The organism is Pseudomonas sp. GW822-FHT02D10, assembly GCF_058802345.1.
On record NZ_JBXAOB010000005.1, the window covers coordinates 1 to 19,228 of the forward strand.

The 19,228-nt window shown below is 57.7% G+C and carries 23 protein-coding genes, 1 tRNA gene and 2 pseudogenes; 13 read left to right on the plus strand and 13 right to left on the minus strand.

The features are described from left to right. Positions 1 to 98 precede the first annotated feature (98 nt). Positions 99 to 299: a hypothetical protein gene (locus AC1RPZ_RS09785; RefSeq protein ID WP_493136846.1), complete on the minus strand. Its 201-nt coding sequence runs from the start codon at positions 297 to 299 to the stop codon at positions 99 to 101. A 128-nt stretch (positions 300 to 427) separates the two neighbouring features. Further along, complete coding sequence (locus tag AC1RPZ_RS09790; RefSeq protein ID WP_493136847.1) at positions 428 to 1,141, minus strand: SOS response-associated peptidase family protein; 714 nt, start codon at positions 1,139 to 1,141, stop codon at positions 428 to 430. Positions 1,142 to 1,903: 762 nt separating this feature from the next. Between AC1RPZ_RS09790 and AC1RPZ_RS09795 the strand changes: the two genes are divergently transcribed. The 7 genes and pseudogenes from AC1RPZ_RS09795 to AC1RPZ_RS09825 all read left to right on the plus strand — a co-directional run. Next, positions 1,904 to 3,313 (plus strand): circularly permuted type 2 ATP-grasp protein, encoded by a 1,410-nt coding sequence (locus AC1RPZ_RS09795; protein ID WP_493136848.1) that lies wholly within the window; start codon positions 1,904 to 1,906, stop codon positions 3,311 to 3,313. A 3-nt stretch (positions 3,314 to 3,316) separates the two neighbouring features. Further along, complete coding sequence (locus AC1RPZ_RS09800) at positions 3,317 to 4,267, plus strand: alpha-E domain-containing protein (RefSeq protein ID WP_493136849.1); 951 nt, start codon at positions 3,317 to 3,319, stop codon at positions 4,265 to 4,267. Beyond that, entirely contained in the window at positions 4,264 to 5,061 is a 798-nt protein-coding gene (locus AC1RPZ_RS09805; protein WP_493136850.1) for a transglutaminase family protein, read from the plus strand. Before AC1RPZ_RS09800 ends, AC1RPZ_RS09805 begins: the two co-directional genes overlap by 4 nt. A gap of 88 nt (positions 5,062 to 5,149) precedes the next feature. Beyond that, positions 5,150 to 5,899: a proteasome-type protease gene (locus AC1RPZ_RS09810; RefSeq protein WP_493136851.1), complete on the plus strand. Its 750-nt coding sequence runs from the start codon at positions 5,150 to 5,152 to the stop codon at positions 5,897 to 5,899. 278 nt (positions 5,900 to 6,177) lie between these two features. Next, positions 6,178 to 7,071, plus strand: a complete 894-nt coding sequence (locus AC1RPZ_RS09815; RefSeq protein WP_493136852.1) for an ABC transporter substrate-binding protein — start codon at positions 6,178 to 6,180, stop codon at positions 7,069 to 7,071. Positions 7,072 to 7,174: 103 nt separating this feature from the next. Continuing rightward, positions 7,175 to 7,405 carry an ATP-binding cassette domain-containing protein gene (locus AC1RPZ_RS09820; RefSeq protein WP_493137153.1) on the plus strand — a complete coding sequence of 77 codons (231 nt, stop codon included), beginning with the start codon at positions 7,175 to 7,177 and terminating at the stop codon, positions 7,403 to 7,405. Then, positions 7,362 to 7,484 (plus strand): annotated as a pseudogene (locus tag AC1RPZ_RS09825) (transposase domain-containing protein); the annotation flags it as partial. The gene AC1RPZ_RS09820 and the pseudogene AC1RPZ_RS09825, both read left to right, overlap by 44 nt. A gap of 451 nt (positions 7,485 to 7,935) precedes the next feature. On the opposite strand, the gene AC1RPZ_RS09830 reads toward AC1RPZ_RS09825, so the two are convergent. The 4 genes from AC1RPZ_RS09830 to AC1RPZ_RS09845 form a co-directional block, all read right to left on the minus strand. Further along, positions 7,936 to 8,280 carry a hypothetical protein gene (locus AC1RPZ_RS09830; RefSeq protein WP_493136853.1) on the minus strand — a complete coding sequence of 115 codons (345 nt, stop codon included), beginning with the start codon at positions 8,278 to 8,280 and terminating at the stop codon, positions 7,936 to 7,938. Then, the gene (locus tag AC1RPZ_RS09835) at positions 8,277 to 8,900 is read right to left on the minus strand and encodes a lysozyme family protein (protein WP_493136854.1); all 624 of its coding nucleotides are present in this window, start codon (positions 8,898 to 8,900) and stop codon (positions 8,277 to 8,279) included. Before AC1RPZ_RS09835 ends, AC1RPZ_RS09830 begins: the two co-directional genes overlap by 4 nt. A 133-nt stretch (positions 8,901 to 9,033) precedes the next feature. Further along, positions 9,034 to 9,531 carry a PAAR domain-containing protein gene (locus tag AC1RPZ_RS09840; protein ID WP_493136855.1) on the minus strand — a complete coding sequence of 166 codons (498 nt, stop codon included), beginning with the start codon at positions 9,529 to 9,531 and terminating at the stop codon, positions 9,034 to 9,036. A gap of 21 nt (positions 9,532 to 9,552) precedes the next feature. Then, entirely contained in the window at positions 9,553 to 10,008 is a 456-nt protein-coding gene (locus AC1RPZ_RS09845; protein ID WP_493136856.1) for a hypothetical protein, read from the minus strand. Between the two features lie 468 nt (positions 10,009 to 10,476). Between AC1RPZ_RS09845 and AC1RPZ_RS09850 the strand changes: the two genes are divergently transcribed. Beyond that, entirely contained in the window at positions 10,477 to 10,737 is a 261-nt protein-coding gene (locus AC1RPZ_RS09850) for a hypothetical protein (RefSeq protein WP_493136857.1), read from the plus strand. A 4-nt stretch (positions 10,738 to 10,741) separates the two neighbouring features. Here the strand turns inward: AC1RPZ_RS09850 and AC1RPZ_RS09855 are convergent, their stop codons facing one another. From AC1RPZ_RS09855 to AC1RPZ_RS09865, 3 genes are all read right to left on the minus strand, one after another. After that, positions 10,742 to 11,419, minus strand: a complete 678-nt coding sequence (locus AC1RPZ_RS09855) for an SOS response-associated peptidase family protein (RefSeq protein WP_493136858.1) — start codon at positions 11,417 to 11,419, stop codon at positions 10,742 to 10,744. Positions 11,420 to 11,447: 28 nt separating this feature from the next. Beyond that, complete coding sequence (locus AC1RPZ_RS09860) at positions 11,448 to 11,792, minus strand: hypothetical protein (protein WP_493136859.1); 345 nt, start codon at positions 11,790 to 11,792, stop codon at positions 11,448 to 11,450. A gap of 280 nt (positions 11,793 to 12,072) precedes the next feature. Next, positions 12,073 to 12,160 (minus strand) — tRNA-Ser (locus AC1RPZ_RS09865). Positions 12,161 to 12,284: 124 nt separating this feature from the next. Between AC1RPZ_RS09865 and AC1RPZ_RS09870 the strand changes: the two genes are divergently transcribed. Next, the gene (locus tag AC1RPZ_RS09870) at positions 12,285 to 12,956 is read left to right on the plus strand and encodes a Bax inhibitor-1/YccA family protein (RefSeq protein WP_123425923.1); all 672 of its coding nucleotides are present in this window, start codon (positions 12,285 to 12,287) and stop codon (positions 12,954 to 12,956) included. Between the two features lie 64 nt (positions 12,957 to 13,020). Here the strand turns inward: AC1RPZ_RS09870 and AC1RPZ_RS09875 are convergent, their stop codons facing one another. Both AC1RPZ_RS09875 and AC1RPZ_RS09880 read right to left on the minus strand, forming a co-directional pair. Further along, on the minus strand, positions 13,021 to 13,350 hold the full coding sequence (locus tag AC1RPZ_RS09875; protein WP_493136860.1) for a YceK/YidQ family lipoprotein: 330 nt from the start codon (positions 13,348 to 13,350) through the stop codon (positions 13,021 to 13,023). Between the two features lie 57 nt (positions 13,351 to 13,407). Next, entirely contained in the window at positions 13,408 to 13,845 is a 438-nt protein-coding gene (locus tag AC1RPZ_RS09880) for an Lrp/AsnC family transcriptional regulator (protein WP_019690796.1), read from the minus strand. 133 nt (positions 13,846 to 13,978) lie between these two features. On the opposite strand from AC1RPZ_RS09880, the gene AC1RPZ_RS09885 reads away from it, so the two are divergent. Continuing rightward, a complete protein-coding gene (locus AC1RPZ_RS09885; RefSeq protein WP_493136861.1) occupies positions 13,979 to 14,872 on the plus strand; it encodes a DMT family transporter in 894 nt (297 codons plus the stop codon). 37 nt (positions 14,873 to 14,909) lie between these two features. Here AC1RPZ_RS09885 and AC1RPZ_RS09890 read toward each other — a convergent pair. Continuing rightward, positions 14,910 to 15,038 (minus strand): annotated as a pseudogene (locus tag AC1RPZ_RS09890) (FUSC family protein); the annotation flags it as partial. Positions 15,039 to 15,068: 30 nt separating this feature from the next. Beyond that, entirely contained in the window at positions 15,069 to 16,694 is a 1,626-nt protein-coding gene (locus AC1RPZ_RS09895; RefSeq protein ID WP_493136862.1) for an NADP-dependent glyceraldehyde-3-phosphate dehydrogenase, read from the minus strand. Positions 16,695 to 17,001: 307 nt separating this feature from the next. Here AC1RPZ_RS09895 and AC1RPZ_RS09900 point away from each other — a divergent pair, with 307 nt between their 5' ends. The 3 genes from AC1RPZ_RS09900 to imuA all read left to right on the plus strand — a co-directional run bounded on the left by AC1RPZ_RS09900 (position 17,002) and on the right by imuA (position 19,224). Next, the gene (locus AC1RPZ_RS09900) at positions 17,002 to 17,889 is read left to right on the plus strand and encodes a Dyp-type peroxidase (protein ID WP_493136863.1); all 888 of its coding nucleotides are present in this window, start codon (positions 17,002 to 17,004) and stop codon (positions 17,887 to 17,889) included. Between the two features lie 100 nt (positions 17,890 to 17,989). Further along, complete coding sequence (gene lexA / locus AC1RPZ_RS09905; protein WP_493136864.1) at positions 17,990 to 18,607, plus strand: transcriptional repressor LexA; 618 nt, start codon at positions 17,990 to 17,992, stop codon at positions 18,605 to 18,607. Then, positions 18,607 to 19,224, plus strand: a complete 618-nt coding sequence (gene imuA / locus AC1RPZ_RS09910) for a translesion DNA synthesis-associated protein ImuA (protein WP_493136865.1) — start codon at positions 18,607 to 18,609, stop codon at positions 19,222 to 19,224. Before lexA ends, imuA begins: the two co-directional genes overlap by 1 nt. The last annotated feature ends 4 nt before the right edge of the window (positions 19,225 to 19,228 follow it).

The following is a 19,228-nucleotide window of genomic DNA, read 5'->3' on the forward strand; positions in this document are numbered from 1 at the left end:
GGCCAAGGACGGTAAAGATTTCAAAGACCCGTTTTCCAGTAGACCGTAAGGCTGCTCCGCTTAAGTGAACAGCATTACGCTTGTCGCGGGCTCTTTCGTCAGGAGTTATCGGTCGACTCAGGTTTGCGTCGATCCTTGCCGGCAGGATTGCCGGTGTTCAAAAGCCTTCTCTCCACCATTACATTTTCAAGTGCCTGGCGGGCTGAAGGTTCAAGCTGATCTTCTCTTTCTTTGAGCTCAAGCAGGATCGGGGTGGACCAAGTGCGGTAGGTCCGCTCGGCAATTCGAATCGGGTTCATTTTCGTCTCCCAGACCAAGTGCTCGCCAACAGCGCGGCGTGTTTCCATGTCGCGAAAATGCTAGTCGAGAAACCAGGTTGTCGCCAGCCGCAATCACTTGCAAATCGGTTCATGGCGTCGTCGCCCCATCACCCGTTGCGCTTGTGATCTGCGCTCATGATTTTGCCGATGGGTGTGATGAGCTCGGGTCTCTGGTTCCGCACATTACCGATAGCCATGTCGACCTTGAACCACTCGAAGATTTCAGCGGGCTCACCCTGATGCAACACCATCTGCTCAGCGCGTTCCTTTGGCATTGCCAGGTTGAGCCATTCTCGGGCCAACTCCGGCGACAGAACCACCGGTCGTCGATCATGTATATCGATCATTCCACCGATATTGTCTGCGGTGAAAATCACAAAACCATCGTCCTCCTTTGGTTCCCGGCCACCCGCAGGGTACTGACCGATAGCGGCGCAGAGAATGGGAGCTCGATCCCGGCGTCGAACGAGGTAGGGCTGTTTATTCGGGCCACCTTCATAGACCCACTCAAACCAGTTATCGATGGGCGCGATGGCGCGGTGTGGCCAGATCGCCCGGAAGAACGAACCATGTGCGACTTTTTCGACCCGGGTATTGATCGGTACAGAGTGGTCTTTCGACCAATTCGGTCGCCATCCCCAGCGCACCCGGTCAGCATGCAAGGTTTCGCCTTCGAGGTGAAAGAGAGCGACCTGAGTCGATGGCGCAACGTTGTACAGACCCAGAGGCTCGTCGCCCACTTTGTTTATCAGGGCATTGGGCATGCTCAGCGCCGCGACGAAGTCGTGGATGCCTCGGTACTGTGAAAGTCGTCCACACATTGGAAAGTCCTCCGGTGGAGATTTCAGCTTAGCCGAGTCAGTGCCGCAAGAGCGGATCTAAACGGGGCATTGCCGCCGATAGCCTGATCATGGGCAGCCTATGGCTGCGGCAACCTGATCTCTATTTTTGTCGTCGGCACGGCGTGTCCAGACGTCATCTAATGGTGCATTTTTATGAGCATTAATAGTGCGTTTATATTAATCGGTACGCCGCACTGGATGCTTTGTATTACAAGGGAAATAAAAATAGTGAGTAGAAATTTCCCGCCTATAGGGCATTAAACTCACTTGAGTTGCCAAATGCACCATTTTCGTCCGCTCCAGAGTTGTGCAAGTTACAAGTGGGAAAAACGTTTCAGCTGCCCCATCGATTTTTGACTCAAATATGAAACAAAGCGTCGCTCACGTGTCTTTTTAGGGGGTTTTTCCGTTTTTTATCAGCCGTAACAATACTTGGGCACAGCCCTTGCAAAAGTACTTTCAAACCACTGCAAGTGTGGTTTTTAACGAAGAAAGATAGGGGGGGACGTTATAAATTGGGCGCCAGAAATCAAGCCGCAAAGGCCAGACTTCTGGCGTCGGGACGCGTCAAGAGATTGCCGGAATCGTGAGGGATCCATTGCCGCATGAAACAGGAAGTTAACGACGCACACTGAGGTGCTTAACAGAAACAGTACTCACTAAAACAACGTAAGGCCTCATCTTATTTGAAATAGCAAAGTTATAAGAAAATGCCGTCTGTATCGCGGCAAGGAGTAGGGTATGTCCCGAGCTTTTTTTAACGAAATGTATGATGCGAGTGGTGGCTGCCGCCCACATTACCAGGAGTTCGCACGTTGGTTGGCGGACACACCTCTGGAGTTGCTGGATCAACGTCGTCGCGAAGCCGACCTGTTGTTCCACCGAGCCGGCATCACCTTCACCTTATACGGGGACGAGCAGGGCACTGAGCGGTTGATTCCGTTCGACATCATTCCACGCAGCATCAAGGCCAGCGAATGGCAAATGGTCGAGCGTGGCTGCATTCAGCGGGTCCAGGCCTTGAACATGTTCCTGGCCGATATCTACCACGGACAACGCATTCTCAAGGAAGGCATCATTCCTCCTGAGCAGGTCCTGGCCAACGAGGGTTATCAGATCGCCATGCAGGGGCTGAACCTGCACCGAGGCATCTATGCCCATATCGCCGGGGTCGATCTGGTCCGTGACGGCGATGGCAGTTACTACGTTCTGGAAGACAATCTACGTACCCCCAGCGGCGTCAGCTACATGCTCGAAGACCGCAAGATGATGATGCGTTTGTTCCCCGAACTCTTCGCCGCCCAGCGCGTGGCGCCCATCGATCACTACCCGAACCTGCTGCTGGACACCCTCAAGAGCTCCAGCCCGCTGGACAACCCCACAGCCGTGGTGCTGACCCCGGGCCGCTTCAACAGTGCCTACTTCGAACATGCCTTCCTGGCCCGTGAAATGGGCGTGGAACTGGTTGAAGGCGCCGATCTGTTTGTCCGCGATGATCATGTCTATATGCGCACCACCGCCGGCCCGAAACAGGTGGATGTCATTTATCGCCGCCTCGACGATGCGTATCTCGATCCGCTGTCGTTCAACCCGGACTCCATGCTCGGCGTGCCCGGCCTGATTGCCGCCTACCGCTCGGGCAATGTGGTGCTGGCGAACGCCGTGGGTACCGGAGTAGCAGACGACAAGTCAATTTACCCCTACGTCACTGACATGATCCGCTTCTACCTCGACGAGGAGCCGATCCTGAAAAACGTGCCAACCTGGCAATGTCGCAAACCAGAAGAGTTGTCCCATGTGCTGGCCAATCTTCCCGAATTGGTGGTCAAGGAAACGCAAGGTTCCGGCGGCTACGGCATGCTGGTTGGCCCGGCGGCCACCGCGGCGCAAATCGAGGATTTCCGTGCGCGCCTCAAGGCCCGCCCTGAAGCCTATATCGCCCAACCAACCCTGTGCCTGTCGACGTGCCCGACCTTTGTCGAAAATGGCATCGCCCCCCGCCACATTGACCTGCGCCCGTTTGTATTGTCGGGCAGCGAAACCCGTCTGGTGCCCGGTGGCCTGACTCGCGTGGCACTGCGCGAAGGCTCACTGGTGGTGAACTCGTCCCAGGGCGGCGGCACCAAAGACACCTGGGTAGTGGAGGACTAAGACATGCTTTCAAGAACCGCTTCGGACCTCTACTGGATGTCCCGTTACCTGGAGCGCGCCGAAAACCTGGCGCGCATGCTCGAAGTCAGTTACTCGCTGTCGTTGATGCCCCAGGCGGGGCGCACCGATGGCCGCGCCGAGCTGGCAATGTCGCTGCTGGCCGCCGGCACCCTCGATGACTACAACGAGCGTCACACCGAGCTCAACACCGAACGCATGTTGCACTTCTTTGCCCTGGATGAAACCAATCCCGGCAGTATCTATTGCTGCCTGCAGGCGGCGCGGGCTAACGCTCACGCGGTGCGCGGACGCATCACCGCCGACATGTGGGAGAACATCAACGCCACGTGGCTGGAGATGCGCAACATCGCCAGCAACGGTCTGGGTCACTACGGCATCAGCCGTTTCTGTGAGTGGGTCAAAGAGCGCTCGCACCTGTTCCGCGGGGCGACGTCGGGTACCATCATGCGCAACGATGCCTACTGCTTCATTCGCTTGGGCACCTTCCTCGAACGCGCCGATAACACCCTGCGCCTGCTGGATGCGCGCTACGAAATGTTCGGCGAAGAGTCGGAGGAGGTCAGTGATAACTCGGCCCGCGGCTACTACCAGTGGAGCGCCTTGCTACGGGCTTTGTCGTCCTTCGAAGCCTTCAACGAGATCTACCGCAATGCACCGGGGGCCGAGCAGGTCTCCGAGATGTTGTTGTTGCGCGCCGACGTGCCGCGCTCGCTGCACGCCTGCATCGAGGAACTGGACCATATCCTCGCCAGCCTGCCGGGCAGTAACGGGCGGGCGGCCCAGCGTTTGGCCGCTGAGTTGAATGCGCGGCTGCGCTACACCGGGATCGACGAGATTCTCGGCTTCGGTCTGCACCTCTGGCTGACTGATTTCATCTCCCAGGTTCGCCATCTCGGTCAGACCGTCCACGAATCCTATCTGGAGGTCGTATGAAACTGTCCATACGCCACGACACCACCTACAGCTACGCCGACGAAGTCTGCACCAGCATCCAGTTCCTGCGGTTGACGCCAAAGAACACCGAGCGCCAGCACATTCTGGAGTGGCATCTGGAACTGCCGCGCCTGGTGCGCAGCCAGCTCGACCCTTACGGCAACATCCTGCACGTCTTGACGATGGACGAGCCTCACGGCGCCCTGGTGCTGAGTGCCTACGGCCAGGTGGAGGTCGATCAGAGCCGGGAAGTGGAACACGACAATCAGTCGCCGTTACCGTTTCTGCGCACCAGTCACTTGACCACGGCCAATGAAGCCTTGATCAACTTCGCCGTGAAGCACTGCGGCGGTCGTCGCGACCGTGCAGCCTTGATCGACTTGATGAACGGGCTGGCTGAATACATGCCGTACAGCCCCGGCGTGACCGCAGTCGACAGCACCGCCGCCGAGGCGTTTGCCGGCCGTGCGGGCGTCTGCCAGGACCACACCCACGCGTTCCTGGCCTGCGCTCGCAGCCTGGGAATCCCGGCGCGGTACGTCTCCGGTTACCTGTGCACCGAGGATGAAAGCCATCTGGCCAGTCACGCCTGGGCCGAAGCCTGGCTCGATGATGGCTGGTACAGCTTCGATGTGACCAATCGGTTGGCCCGGCCCGAGCGCCATCTGAAACTGGCGGTGGGCCTGGACTACCTCGACGCCTGTCCGGTACGCGGCATGCGTCGTGGCGGCGGGGCCGAGTCGATGCTGGCGCGGGTTCAGGTGAACTCGATGTTCCAGGTCCAGCACCCGTAACCCTCGCTCGCAGCAGCAGTAGTAGTCAGCGGCCGTACCGTCATGAAGCGGGCACGGCCGTTTCTCCCAAACTCACGAGTTAACACGCATGACTTATTGCGTCGCCATGCACCTGGCCGACGGGCTGGTGTTCATCTCCGACTCACGGACCAATGCCGGTATCGACCAGATTTCAACGTTCCGTAAGTTGTTTATTTTTAGCATGCCGGGCGAACGGCTGATTGTGTTGCAAACTGCCGGCAACCTGGCCACCTCGCAATCGGTGGTCAATTTGCTCAAGCAGCGTTCCACGGGGGATGAGCCGCATTTGTTGAGTGTCCGCACCCTTTATGACGCCACCGTGTTGGTGGCTGAAACCATTCGCGAAGTCGTTGCTCGGGATCGCACCAAGTTGGCGGGCAAGACCGACCTGAGCTGTTCGTTTCTGGTCGGTGGGCAGATCGCCGGCGGCCCCATGGACGTGTACAGCATCTACCCGCAAGGCAACTTTATTCAGGCGACAGAGGACACGCCTTTCCTGCAATTGGGTGAAAGCAAGTACGGCCGGCCGATACTCGATCGCAACCTGACGTATCGCACGTCACTCGAGGAGGGGCTGCGCTGCGGGCTGATCTCGTTCGACTCGACCATGCGCAGCAACCTGTCGGTGGGCATGCCGCTGGATCTGCTGGTGTTCCGCAAAGACAGTTTTGCCCGTGCGAAAAGTTATCGCATCACGGCTGACGACCCTTACTTCATTTGTATCCGTACACAGTGGGCCGCCGGGCTGCATGACATGCTCGCCGCACTGCCTGAACCGCCGGCTGCCTACATGACGTTGGCAACCAACAAGAACTAGCTCCGTACCTCTTTTACAGGCACCGCCCGGTTTCAAGGGCGGCTTGCTTGCTGCTGAGTTCAGCGCTCTTGTTGACGAAAGCTGGAATTGGGCGCCCATGTGATGCGCGGATACCCGGTCTTTGACGGCAAATACGCGCGAGATTGTTCTTGATTCGCAAACACTGAAGTCGCTGAGAATGGAATTGTTGGGGTAGATCAGGTTGACTTGATGCTGGTGTCCTCGACGCCGGAAACCACCAACCCGGTCTCGGACCAATGCGAAATCAACGAGGTGCCGTGCATCTCCACCGTCGCACCGTCGCACCGTGGCAGCCGTGGTTCGTCACTCGTGGCGGTAAACCGGATCAAGGTTTCGAGTGGACCTACCATTTCTTCTGGGGCCTGGAAGACGTGATCGGCACCTACACTTCGATGTGGGGCTCGATGCAGACCAACAAAGTGGTCGGTGGCTTGTTTCCGAACGACGGTGATGGCAATGCCTGGGGCGATCCGAGGCTCGGCTTCCCGCCGGTGCTGGCGCAAAAAGGTTTCAAACTGGTCGATCCCGGCCGCTTCCAAAGCCTGACAGATGACTTCTGCGCACAGATAGCCGCGTTCAAAAAGGCTGAGGCCGAGATCGTCACCGGCGTGGTGATTCCGCCCGACCTGACCACCTTCTGGACCCAGGCCCGGCAGCAAGGCTTCAAGCCCAAAGCGGTCTCGGTGGGCAAGGCATTGCTGTTCCCGACGGCGGTGGAAGCGCTGGGCAAGGCCGGGCACAACCTGTCGACCGAAATCTGGTGGAGCCCGACGCACCCGTTCAATTCGTCGTTGACCGGCGACAGTGCAGGCCAGTTGGCCAAAGGTTTTACCCAGGCCTCCGGCAAGCAGTGGACTAAACCGTTGGGTTTCGTTCATGCCCTGTTCGAGTTGGCGGTAGACATCCTCAAGCGCACTGAAAAAGTCGGCAATTCGCACGCGGTCCGTGATGCGCTGCTCAACACCGATCTGAACACCATCGTCGGCCCGATCAACTGGAACCACGGCCCGGTGAAGAACGTCGCCAAGACTCCGTTGGTCAGCGGTCAATGGCGCCTGGGCAACGATGGCAAGTACGACCTGGTGATCACCAGCAACGCCACCGCGCCGCAGATTCCACTGGGTGGCGAGATGCAAGCCATGACCTATTGATTGTTCCGCAGTTCCAGACTGACGCAGGTGCACCATGCAACAACCACTTCTTGTCATGCACGACGTGCACAAAAGCTACGGCTCGGTGAAGGTCACGGACGGCATGAGCCTGTCCCTGAAATCGGGTGAGGCCTTGGGCATCATCGGCCCCAACGGCGCAGGCAAAAGCACGCTGTTCAGCCTGATCGCCGACGGCGTGGCGGCGGACAGCGGCAGCATCCATTTCGAGGGCCGCAACGTCACCCGAGAACCGGTGTTCAAGCGCTGCCAGCAAGGCATCGGCCGCTCCCATCAGAGGCCAAGAGCCCTATGCGTGGCTGCGCCACGCACTTGAGCGCCTGCCACAAGCCTCGAGCGTAGAAGACTTCGAGGCCTTGCTGCCGTGGAACTGCACGCCGCAAATTCCAAGATAGCCGTAGATCCCCACCTTTAAAATATGGGGTTCATGGAGCGCTTACATCGTTTGTCGCCTGCGAGCCATCCGCAAACGCTGCGCTGGTGCCAATGCAATAGAGGGCGATGAACGCGAGGATCGAAACCTTCATTTAACCGTCCCTCCAGCCGACTTGTAGCTCGCCAAAAACTCTGAATACTCGATATACGGTTGCGGCGGATAATGGTTCGCCTTTAACCGCTGACTCTCCTGTCAGATTGCACAACGCGGTAGTCCCCGACAGAAACGGCCTACTGATACAATCACCGCCGCTCGCTCACACCTTCAGATTTACCACCGTGCTGGATGATGACAGTTCTCTGGTGTGAGCGAGCCAACAGCTTATTTTTTTCAGGCTGAATTACAGACCAACTTCACCCCTGGCAAGGTCCGAAGAATAGCTGGCTGATGTTGGTGTAACTATCCCCTCCCTAATACTTCTCAGGGCACTTGAAATCCCAAGCATCAATTATCAGATCTTTTACTTCTTCGCCAGTGGTAGTAATGCCTAGGCACTCCTTGTTTTTATTGTAATTGAACTCGCAATATTGCACCCCTTGGGTGCATCTTTCGACTTCATTAATGCCCATATTTTTAAGTATTACTGCAGTGCCAATCGGCTGCATTTCATTCGGTAAACTTGGCTTCCAGCCATGTTTAATCAATGCTTTTCGTGCACTTAAGAATGACATTCCTTTTTTAATCGGTACATCTGTTGCGTTCGCAAAAATACTAACGCAACAAAGCAAAATGCATGCAATGTGGTGTGGTTTCATTTTATAGTTCCGCCAAATCCCTTGTAAGTGGTTACGACATCGTCATACGGCATATACGGTTGACCGGATGGATGTCCTTTCAGTGGGCGATTAGCCAGGCCTGGGCCCATTGGTAAAGATTCCCATTGTCCAGATGCTTTGTGTATCGCATCTTTAATATCACCATTTACGATTGAATCAATTGCATGCACAGATCGGAGAATTTCGACCGCAGTCAAGTCCTGCGTATGCGGTGTGAAGTCAGATAAGCCCATTGCTGCAATACACTGTAACTTCCATGTATTTATCGTAATTTGATACCTGCCTGATGCCGTAGTTGATCCGCCGTAACCTGCCCCCGGATGGGTGGACTCATCAGTAAAAGTCCATTTTCCAGTTTTAAAACCCGGTACCCAGCCATAACCAAATTTTGCGTGGTAGTTACCACCTTCGGATTCGGCAATGGTATCCAAAAATGCCTTCACGTTCTTATTCTTCAAATACTCCTCATTCTCGGCTCGTCTTATCTGTTGCTTGGCGTCCAGCGATACAGTTTTTGGGGTGGAGTCTTTGACGGGCGTCACCGTTCTTGTGGCTCTGGGAGACATTTTTCTGCCATTCTTGCTAAGCACTTCAGCCATGATGAAAGTCACCAGTATAGATTTTGACGCTCTCTGTCTGCCCCTCTGGGAAAACAGAAATAATGAAATTTGTTCTTTGATCTGGGGAGGGTTATGTGCAGTCGGTTGTATGAAGAGCATCCGCTGCCATGCCTTAGTCCTCGAGAAACAGTTTGATTGTTTCGGGCAGGTGCGAACTCACTACATGGGTATACCCCATCGAATCACTTACACCGTGTTCCATGCTGCCGTCAGCGCGCTGGATGGCGTAATCAAGATTGGGTAGAGGCTCGCCCGAGTCTTGGTCAACCAGTCTGAACTTGTCGCTGAAGTGCACTGGCATCGGCAGCAGGCCGCTGAAGGGGGCTGGTACGAAGGTGTCGCCAATAATGACCGTGCCGGATCCACCCATAACCACATTGCCGTGGCTACCGGTACTGTCTTGAGTAGCGGCATTCAACCCATTGATGAAAACCGTAGCGCTGACGGCACCGGTGATCGAGCTACCGCATGCGGATTTATCGGTCATTCGAGCGGCAGCAAGGCCATCGAAGTTCACATTGGGAGAGCCGCTGACAATAGGATTTGTGCCATGCCCCGGAAGCGGGCAATTGGTGGGGTCTGTTACTCGGGCAGCCGGTTTGCCACTCATGGGAAGTTCCTTTTCAAGGTTTCAAATGGGGTAATAGTGGTCGATGGGTGAGTCGGAAAAGCGCCAGCACTCATCCCTCGGGTTGAACAGTGCTCGGTGGTTTTCGCGCAGGGGACGGCAGGCCAACAACGTCTGCCAGGCGATTTCGACGCAGTTGTCCATGGCCTGAGTGGAATAGTCATCAAGCTGGTTGAGCCAGGCGTTGTAATTGGGCATACCAACGCTGCGGTAGGCACTGAGCAATATCTCGGCGACTTCTTCACCCCAATGGATAAAGCGCCCCGGACTCCAGGGGCCTGTCTGGGCATAAATAAACCAGCCCAAGCTTGGCAAGTCACCATCTGCAAGTCGTAACGTGTCGCGTTGCGAGGAAAAACCACAGGTGATGTGGACGGTCAGCCAACCCTGGTGTTGCTGGATAAATCCAGTGGGGTCGAATTGTGCCAGTGGTACGACACGATAGCCTGAGTCGGGCATTGACCTGGCAACCAACTCAGCGTCCAGCCTTGAAACGAAGGCCCGAATCGCCTTGCCTTCGCCGATGCCGCGCAAAGAATTTCAACCGGCGTGCTCGCAGGCGCGTCGCTGAATCCAACGATGCGAACCAGTCCATAAAGGCGTACGAGGTATTCAGGCCGCAGGGATGATGCGAGGTATCGAGCGTGCAGGCGCAGGGGATAGTCACGTCCATGGGGAAGAGCGCATCAAATGTTACCGTCCATGTAAATTTGCATCGCGAAGAATGCCCCAGGCAGAAGTTGCGTACAACAACATTTATAATGTTTAGGTTGACAGCTGATTGTATGGGCGATGCCACACTTTGGCGTTCGAGTTTGGCACGGAGCGTCTGGCGTAGTTGACCCATTCGCGAGGCGAGTTCATTCGTAGTGGTGCGGGGAGGTGTGATTGTGTGCGGTCGGCGGGTCGGCGGGGGAGGGCCTCAATATGAAAGCTCTTAGTGTAGTCGCATCAATACTGGCGCTTGCCGGTTGCGCCAATCATCCGCTTGATTGCGCGATCGGTATCATTGCCTGGGATGACTGCTTGCCCGGTACAAAAGGGTATGAGGTTCGCCAGCAAAGTTTAAAAAATCTGTCGGCCGCCAAAGCGGAGAAGAGCGCTACAGATGACGCCGTTTGCCAATCGTATGGTGCCAAGCCGGGGAGTGACGCCTACGTGAATTGCAGGGTTCAGCGGGACAAATAGCAATTCAGATCGGTTTGATCAGGCTCGCGCCTTGGTTGTGCACATTGCCAATGGCTGCGCTGACCTTGAACCATTCGAAGGCCTCGGACGGCTCTCCCTGTTGAATCATCATATGCTCGGCGCGCTCCTTGGGTGTGGCCGGGTCGAGCCATTCCCGTGCCACCTCTGGCGCCAGTGTTACCGGGCGTTGATCGTGGATGTCCACCATGCCGCCTGCCGAATCGGCAGTGATGATCACGAAACCGTCATACTCGCTGGGTGCGTGGTCGCCGGTCGGAAACTGGCCGATAGCAGCGCAAAGGATCGGTGAGCCGTCCCGATGCCGGATCAAATAGGGCTGTTTCTTTGGCCCGCCCTCATCGACCCACTCAAACCAATTGTTGATGGGCGTGATGGCGCGGTGTGGCCAGATCGCCCGGTAGAATGGGCTATGCGCTACCTTTTCAACTCTGCCGTTCGGTTTCGCTGGCTGATCGGTTGCCCAATGCGGTCGCCAGCACCACCTGACCAGGTCGGCGCGCAGCGTGTCGCCCTCTTGGTGAAAGAGGGCGACCCTTGTTGTGGGGGCGACGTTGTACTGTTCGAGCGGCTGGTCGCCGACGGTGTTGACCAGAGCATTGGGCATGCTCAGCACCGCCACGAAGTCGTGGATACCCCTGTACTGCGAAAGTCGTCCGCACATGGCTGAATCCTCAAGCTCAACCCTGAGTTTAGACGATCGTTATCGGGCGCTCTATGAGGCCGTCCAACATACCGCGAAGCTGGTCAGCCTCGCGCTTGTGGGCTCTCGATGAGATGTCGAGGTCGTACTGTTGCTTTCGAACAGTAGCCAGCTGTCCGGACCTTTCCCGGAGATTTTTCATTGCTTCATCACGCTGCTCGGAGACTTCTGCGTGCATCTGTACCAGGCCGTAGATGTCCTCACGGGCTTTGCGCAGTTGCAGGGTCAGCTCCTGGACTTCATTTTCCAGTATGCGGTTGTAGTGGGCGACGGTTTCCAGTTCGGTCAGGCATCCAAGCCAGTCGCTGGTGTCTTCGATGTCGAGGGGATCCACGGTAGGCGCCGTTACTGTGTACTGTTTGAATATGCAGTAATTGAGGCGTGATGGTCGGGCGAGGGTGGGGCGACAAGCTGTAGGGTTTTGGGTAGTTAGTGTTCGGTCGGCAGGACGCCGGAGGGAGGGCGAGGAAATCTGGAATGATTTTGAAGGTTTCAGAGAGGGGAGTTGCGGAAATGGCCAAAAAGATGCGGAAACGACCAGCGCACGATCGCAAGAAAAGCCAAACCCCAGAAACGAAAAAGCCCTGAATAATCAGGGCTCTAACGTACAAATATGGCGGAGGCGATGGGATTCGAACTCATGGACCTGTTACAGTCGACGGTTTTCAAGACCGTTGCCTTAAACCACTCGGCCACACCTCCGTATTGCGTTGCGGGCGCCATAATACCTGAATGAAACACACTGTCAAACTCTCTGCATAGCTTGTTACAGAGCGTCTGTTATGATCTTTGCGACTGAACGTTTCAAACCTACAGGAGTGTCGCCATGCGCGAACAGGATTACGCAGTTAATAACAGCGTGCAGGCTGAGCAGCTAGAGGTTAGCCGCGTCCTGCGCAACACTTATGGCTTACTCGCCCTCACGCTCGCGTTCAGCGGTGTGATGGCGTTCGTCGCTCAGCAGATGCGTGTCGGCTACCCGAATGTGTTTGTGGTGCTGATCGGCTTCTACGGGCTTTTTTTCCTGACCAACAAGCTCCGTGACTCGGCCTGGGGCCTGGTGTCGGCGTTTGCCCTGACCGGTTTCATGGGGTTCCTGCTGGGCCCGATTCTCAACCGTTATCTGGGCATGCAAGGCGGCGCTGAAGTGGTCAGCTCGGCCTTTGCGATGACCGCACTGGTATTCGGTGGTCTGTCGGCCTATGTGCTGATCACCCGCAAGGACATGAGCTTCCTCGGTGGTTTCATCACCGCGGGTTTCTTCGTCCTGCTGGGCGCGACGCTGGCGGGCATGTTCTTCAAGATCAGCGGTCTGCAGCTGGCGATCAGCGCGGGCTTCGTGCTGTTTTCTTCGGTCTGCATTCTGTTCCAGACCAGCGCCATCATTCATGGCGGCGAGCGTAACTACATCATGGCGACCATCAGCCTGTATGTATCGATCTACAACCTGTTCATCAGTTTGTTGCAGCTGTTCGGCATCATGAGCCGCGATGACTGATCGCCAGCCTTGAGCAAAAAACCCGCTACGGCGGGTTTTTTGTTGTCTGGCATTCGGGCAGGGATCACTCGGTGATGATAATGCTGCCGTCGGCCTGTTGCCGGTAAATAGTGTAGGGCAACAACATAGTATCGAGAGCACCGGAAATGAGGGCGTCGATCAGGACAATGGGCGTGGCGTTTTTGTGGTCCTGCTCATCGACGCCTGAATGCAGGGGAGCATTCAGTGTGCAGAAATCGTAGGTAACGCCGCTGTAGATACGAGGGATGGCGCCGCAGTAGCTTTTCTGTTCCTTGAGGCTCTTTATGGCCGCATCGTCATGGCGCACTACCGTCTGGATGGTGCCGCACCCGGCGAGCATCAGCACCGCCAATAACATTGCCTGAGCTTTCATACCGTCAATCCTTCGCCGGAAAACCCTCAATCTACGCTGTTCGTAACAAAATGGTACTCACGCCATCGGCGGTAAGCGACGTTTCACCGGGGTCTTCTTGACGATCGCGGTATTGGTTTCTGCATAGCTGTTGAGGCGGTCGAGCAGGGTGTCCAGTTGTTCCATCGAGCGCACGTGCAGCCGCGCGATAAAGCAGTCATCGCCAGTGACCTTGTCGCACTCGGTGAACTCGGGAATGGCCTGGATCTGCCGTTCGACATTTTGCAACTGGCCGGGCAACGGGCGGATTCGGACGATGGCCTGCAGTTGATAACCGAAGCATTTGGGATCGATGTCGACGGTGTAGCCCTTGAGCACGCCACGTTCTTCGAGCCGGCGCAGGCGCTCGGCGACGCTGGGCGATGACAGGCCGCTGATCTGCGCCAGGGCCTTGAGTGAGCGTCGGGAGTCTTCCATGAGGGCTGCGATCAGCAGTTGGTCAATGTCGTCAGTCATACAAACCCTCATTAGGCAAATACTTGAATCTGCCTTGATAAAAAAGGTGAAGTGGCAGTTTAGCCTGCATTTGACTCTGGAGTAGCGCGACGGTGGATTGGCATACTTTGCGCTCATATCGAGGAGTCTGATCATGGATACAACACTGCGCCGCGGTTCGTTGGAAATGACTGCCGCCATGCTTATTTCCGGGACCATCGGATGGTTCGTACTAGTCTCCGGCCAGCCCGTACTGGACGTAGTGTTCTGGCGCTGTGTGTTCGGCGCTGCGACCTTGTTGCTGATTTGCGCCGTATTCGGTTTTCTGCGCCCGGGCATTCTGACCCGCACCACATTCCTGCTGGCAGTGCTCAGCGGGGGCGCGATTGTCGGTAACTGGGTGCTGTTGTTTGCCTCCTATTCCCGGGCCTCGATTGCTATTGGTACGGCGGTCTACAACGTGCAACCGTTCATGCTGGTCGGTCTGGCGGCGCTGTTTCTTGGCGAGAAAATCACTGCGCAAAAGCTGTTCTGGCTCGGCGTTTCGTTTCTCGGGATGCTGGCGATTGTCAGTGCTTATGGCGAGCAGGGAGCGGGGGGCGGTGAATACCTGCTGGGGATCGGTCTGGCGTTGGGCGCCGCACTGCTTTATGCCTTTGCCGCGCTGATGATCAAACGTTTGACGGGCACACCGCCGCACTTGATCGCGCTGATTCAGGTCTGCACTGGCGTGCTGTTGCTGGCGCCTTGGGCGAATTTTTCTGCGTTGCCGCAACAACCCAGTGCCTGGGCCAGCTTGCTGACCCTGGGCATCGTGCACACCGGCGTGATGTATGTGCTGCTGTACGGCGCGATTCAGAAGCTGCCGACCGCAATGACCGGCGCACTGTCGTTCATCTACCCGATTGCGGCGATTTTCGTCGACTGGTTCGCCTTCGGCCATCGTCTGGAAATGTTGCAATGGGTGGGTGTGATCGCGATTCTGCTGGCCGCCGCCGGTATGCAACAAGGCTGGGGCAACGGAGTCCGTAAAGTCGCGACGCAGTGACCGACGCTCAGATTTTCCAGCGGGGTGCGGTCTTCACCAACAGCCCCAGCGACACCCGCACGGCGTGGATCAGTTTCGCGTTGCGATAGCGCCGGTACGGGTCCAGTAGCGGACGCAGCAGTCGGCGCAGCAACGGTGGCAGTCGGGATGATCGAAGGGCTGTCATCGGGTTTGCAGGGTGCCCTTAGTGCGCGTTTTAGAAAATATAGTCGGTGGTCAGGAAACTCGACTCCCGTCCACGGATGATGTCGCTGATCAGTTCCTTATTACTCTCCTGGAACTTGGTCGCTACCAGCGTACGGATCGAAAATGTCCGCAACGCATCGTGCACCGACAGCGTGCCTTCGGCCGAATTCTTGCGCCCGTTGAACGGGAAGGTATCCGGGCCGCGCTGGCACTGGGCGTTGATGTTGATCCGTCCGACCTGGTTGGCGAAGGTATCTACCAACCGCCCAACCTCGGCGGGATTGGTGCCGAACAGGCTCAATTGCTGACCGAAGTCCGACTCAAGGACGTAGTCGATCACCGTGTTCAGGTCACGATAAGGGACGATAGGCACCACCGGGCCGAACTGCTCCTCTTGATAGACGCGCATGTCGGTGGTCACCGGGTACAGCACCGCCGGATAGAAGAACGAACCGCGTGCCTGACCACCATTCTCGTTCACTACCTTGGCGCCTTTCCTCACGGCATCGTCCACCAGTCCGTGCAAGTAGTCGACTTTGCCTGACTCCGGCAGCGGGGTCAGCGATACGCCGCTTTCCCATGGCATGCCGGGTTTGAGAGAGGCCAGTTTGAGGTTGAATTTCTCGATGAAACTGTCGACCACCTGCTCGTGGACAAAGAGGATCTTCAGCGCAGTGCAGCGCTGGCCATTGAACGACAGCGAACCGGTGACGGCTTCGTTGACCGCGTTGTCCAGATCCACCTCGGGCAGCACGATGCCGGGGTTCTTCGCGTCCAGCCCTAAAGCGGCGCGCAAACGGTGGGGTTTTGGGTGAAGCTTCTTCAGGTCGCTGGCGGCCTTGTTGGTGCCGATGAAGGCGAAGATGTCGATCTTGCCGCTGGCCATCAGCGCGCTGACGGTCTCGCGACCACTGCCGTAGATCACGTTGATCACCCCGGCCGGGAAGCTGTCGCGGAACGCTTCCAGCAGCGGGCGAATCAGCAGGACGCCGAGCTTGGCCGGTTTGAACACCACGGTGTTGCCCATGATCAGCGCCGGAATCAGCGTGGTGAAGGTCTCGTTCAACGGGTAGTTGTAAGGCCCCATGCACAGGGCGACGCCCAGTGGTACGCGGCGGATCTGGCCGAGCGTGTCCTGTTCCAGTTCAAAACGGCTGGAGCGACGGTCAAGTTCCTTGAGGGCATTGATGGTGTCGACGATGTAATCGCAGGTGCGGTCGAACTCTTTTTCCGAGTCCTTGAGGTTCTTGCCGATCTCCCACATCAGCAGCTTGACCACTGCCTCGCGTTGTTCGCGCATGCGGGCGAGGAAGGTTTCGACATGCTGAATTCGCTCGGCCACACGCATCGTTGGCCAGTTGCCCTGACCACGGTCATAGGCGCGGACGGCGGCGTCGAGGGCGGTCAGCGCGGTGTCGGCATCCAGCAGCGGGGTGCTGCCGAGAATGACTTGTTCATCGGCGTTTTCACTGGCCAGGTAGACCGGGCTGCGAACCACTGCCAAGGGGCCGCTCCAGATCTTCAGAACGCCATCGACAAGGTATTCGCGTTGTTCGGTTTGCCCCTCGAGGCGGTATTTCTCCGGGATGTCGCGGGCGGTCGGGAACAGGTTGCCAAGGATGTTTTCTGTGCTCATGTCGCTACCCCGTCTGGATTGGGTGATGCGGATAAGGTTTTTATCGCCAGACACTGCCGCGAGGTCAAGGCCTGTCAGCAGTGGACGGTTAATGGCTACAAATCATTCTTGTTGCTGCCTTGGGCTCGGCGTGAGATGCGCGCCCTCATCAGCATAGCTGAATCGTTTTATCAGATTGCTTCGGCAGCTGCTACGGGGATTTGAGCTACAGCAGCGCAGTTTCCTGTCTGCGCCGGTCTTGTACCTTTCAGCACGCACAAACCGCCATGTGCCGGTTAAACTTCGTACCTTTCTAGAAGGAGTTCTCATGAATTACTACCAGCCGGGCATCCTTGCCACCCCCGTTCCGCTTCAGGCGCGTCATCTGTTTTTCGCTCTCGAATCCGCCGAGGCTCTGCCGGCTGCGCTCGAGAACCTGATGAAACTGGTGGACGGCAAGTCGGCGGTGGTCGGTTTTGGCAAGTCGCTGGTGAATGCTCTGGGCGCGAAAGTAGCGGGGCTGCGACCGTTCCCGGCGATGATCGGCGTTGGCGTCGATAACCCTTCGACCCAGCACGCGCTGTGGTGCTGGCTGCACGGTGAGGATCGCGGCGAGCTGCTCAACCGCAGCCGCGCCCTGGAGGTCGCGCTGGCTCCAGCGCTGCGCCTGGTGCAGATGAACGAAGCCTTCCGTCACATGAGCGGCCACGACCTGAGCGGCTACGAAGACGGCACCGAAAACCCCCACGACGAAGCTGCTGTTGCTGCCGCGCTGGTGGCTGAGGGTGAGGACGGTCTGGTGGGTGGCAGTTTCGCCGCGATCCAGCAATGGCAGCATGACCTCAACGGTTTTAATGCGATGCCGTCCCATGAGCAGGACAACATCATTGGCCGTCGCAAGAGCGACAACGAAGAACTCGACGACGCGCCGGTCTCCGCTCACGTCAAACGCACCGCCCAGGAAAGCTTCACGCCCGAAGCCTTTATCGTGCGCCGTTCGATGCCGTGGATCGAAGGCGATCGTGCCGGCTTGATGTTCCTGGCCTTCGGACATTCCTTCAACGCCTTCGAAGCCCAACTGCGCCGCATGAGTGGCCTGGAAGACGGCATCGTTGACGGTCTGTACCGTATGAGCCGGCCGATCACCGGTGGCTACTACTGGTGCCCGCCGCTCAACGATGGTCAGCTGGATTTGCGCGTACTGAACATCGGCTAGACGGCACTCAGGTCAGACGCTGCTCACCGCAACGTCAGCCCGTCCTGAGCTGAGCGTCACGACTGGTGGTTCTTGTCAGGAAAAGCCGGGAGGAGTACAAATGTACTCCATGACGACTTTGACTCCCCGCCGTACTGCCATCCTGACCTTCATCCGCGACCGTATCGCGCAGCAAGGTCAGCCGCCGAGCCTCGCTGAAATCAGCGAGGCGTTCGGTTTTGCCTCGCGCAGCGTGGCGCGCAAGCATGTGGTGGCGCTGACCGAGGCCGGCTTCATCGAGGTCAATCCGCATCAGGCCCGTGGTATTCGCTTGCTCAATCAGCCGCGCCGTCCTGAACTGCTGGACATCCCGGTACTCGGGCGGGTGGCGGCAGGGACGCCGATGGGCGTCGATGCCGAGGTTCACAGCCGCTTGTGGCTGGATCCGTCGATGTTCTCGCGCACGCCCGACTACCTGCTGCGGGTTCAGGGCGACTCGATGATCGGCGACGGCATCCTCGACGGTGATCTGGTGGGTGTGCATCGCAGTGCCGAGGTGCAGAACGGCCAGATCGTCGTCGCGCGGCTTGAGGGTGAAGTCACCATCAAACGCTTTGAGCGGGCAGGGGACTGCGTGCGGTTGCTGCCGCGCAACCCGGCTTACAGCCCCATTGTGGTCACCGCCGATCAGGACCTGGCGATTGAAGGGGTGTTTTGTGGTCTGGTGAGGCAAGGGTGATGGGCGCCGTCGTTGCGCTGGATACGCTGTTCAATGGCGGCCAGGTCTGGAAAGGCCGGCCCGCGCCACCCAGCGTCAGCCCGCAGCCGACCGGGCATGGGTTGCTGGACGCCGCTTTACCTACGGGCGGCTGGCCGGAAGCGGCGCTGAGCGAAATCCTTATCGCCGGGCAGGGCGTGGGCGAGTTGCAACTGGTATGGCCGGCCCTGGCCCGACTGACGACCGCCGGTGAGCGAGTGGTGCTGGTAGCGCCACCGTATGTGCCGTATCCCCAGGCCTGGCAGAACGCCGGGGTGGATTTGCGACAGTTGTCGATCATCCAGGCCAGTGACCGCGAGGCACTGTGGGCGGCGGAACAATGCCTGCGTTCGGGCAGTTGCGGGGCGGTGCTGTGCTGGCCGCAACAGGCGGATGACCGCGCCTTGCGCCGCTTGCAGGTGGCGGCGGAAACCGGGCAGACCCTGGCGTTTGCCTATCGCTCGATCAAGGATGCCATCAACCCTTCGCCGGCGGCCCTGCGCATCGCCATCGATTCCCGACCGGCGCAGTTAAGGGTGCTCAAGTGCCGTGGCGGGCTGGCCCGTTCGGCACCGATTGCCTTCGCCACGGGGCAGTGAGGTT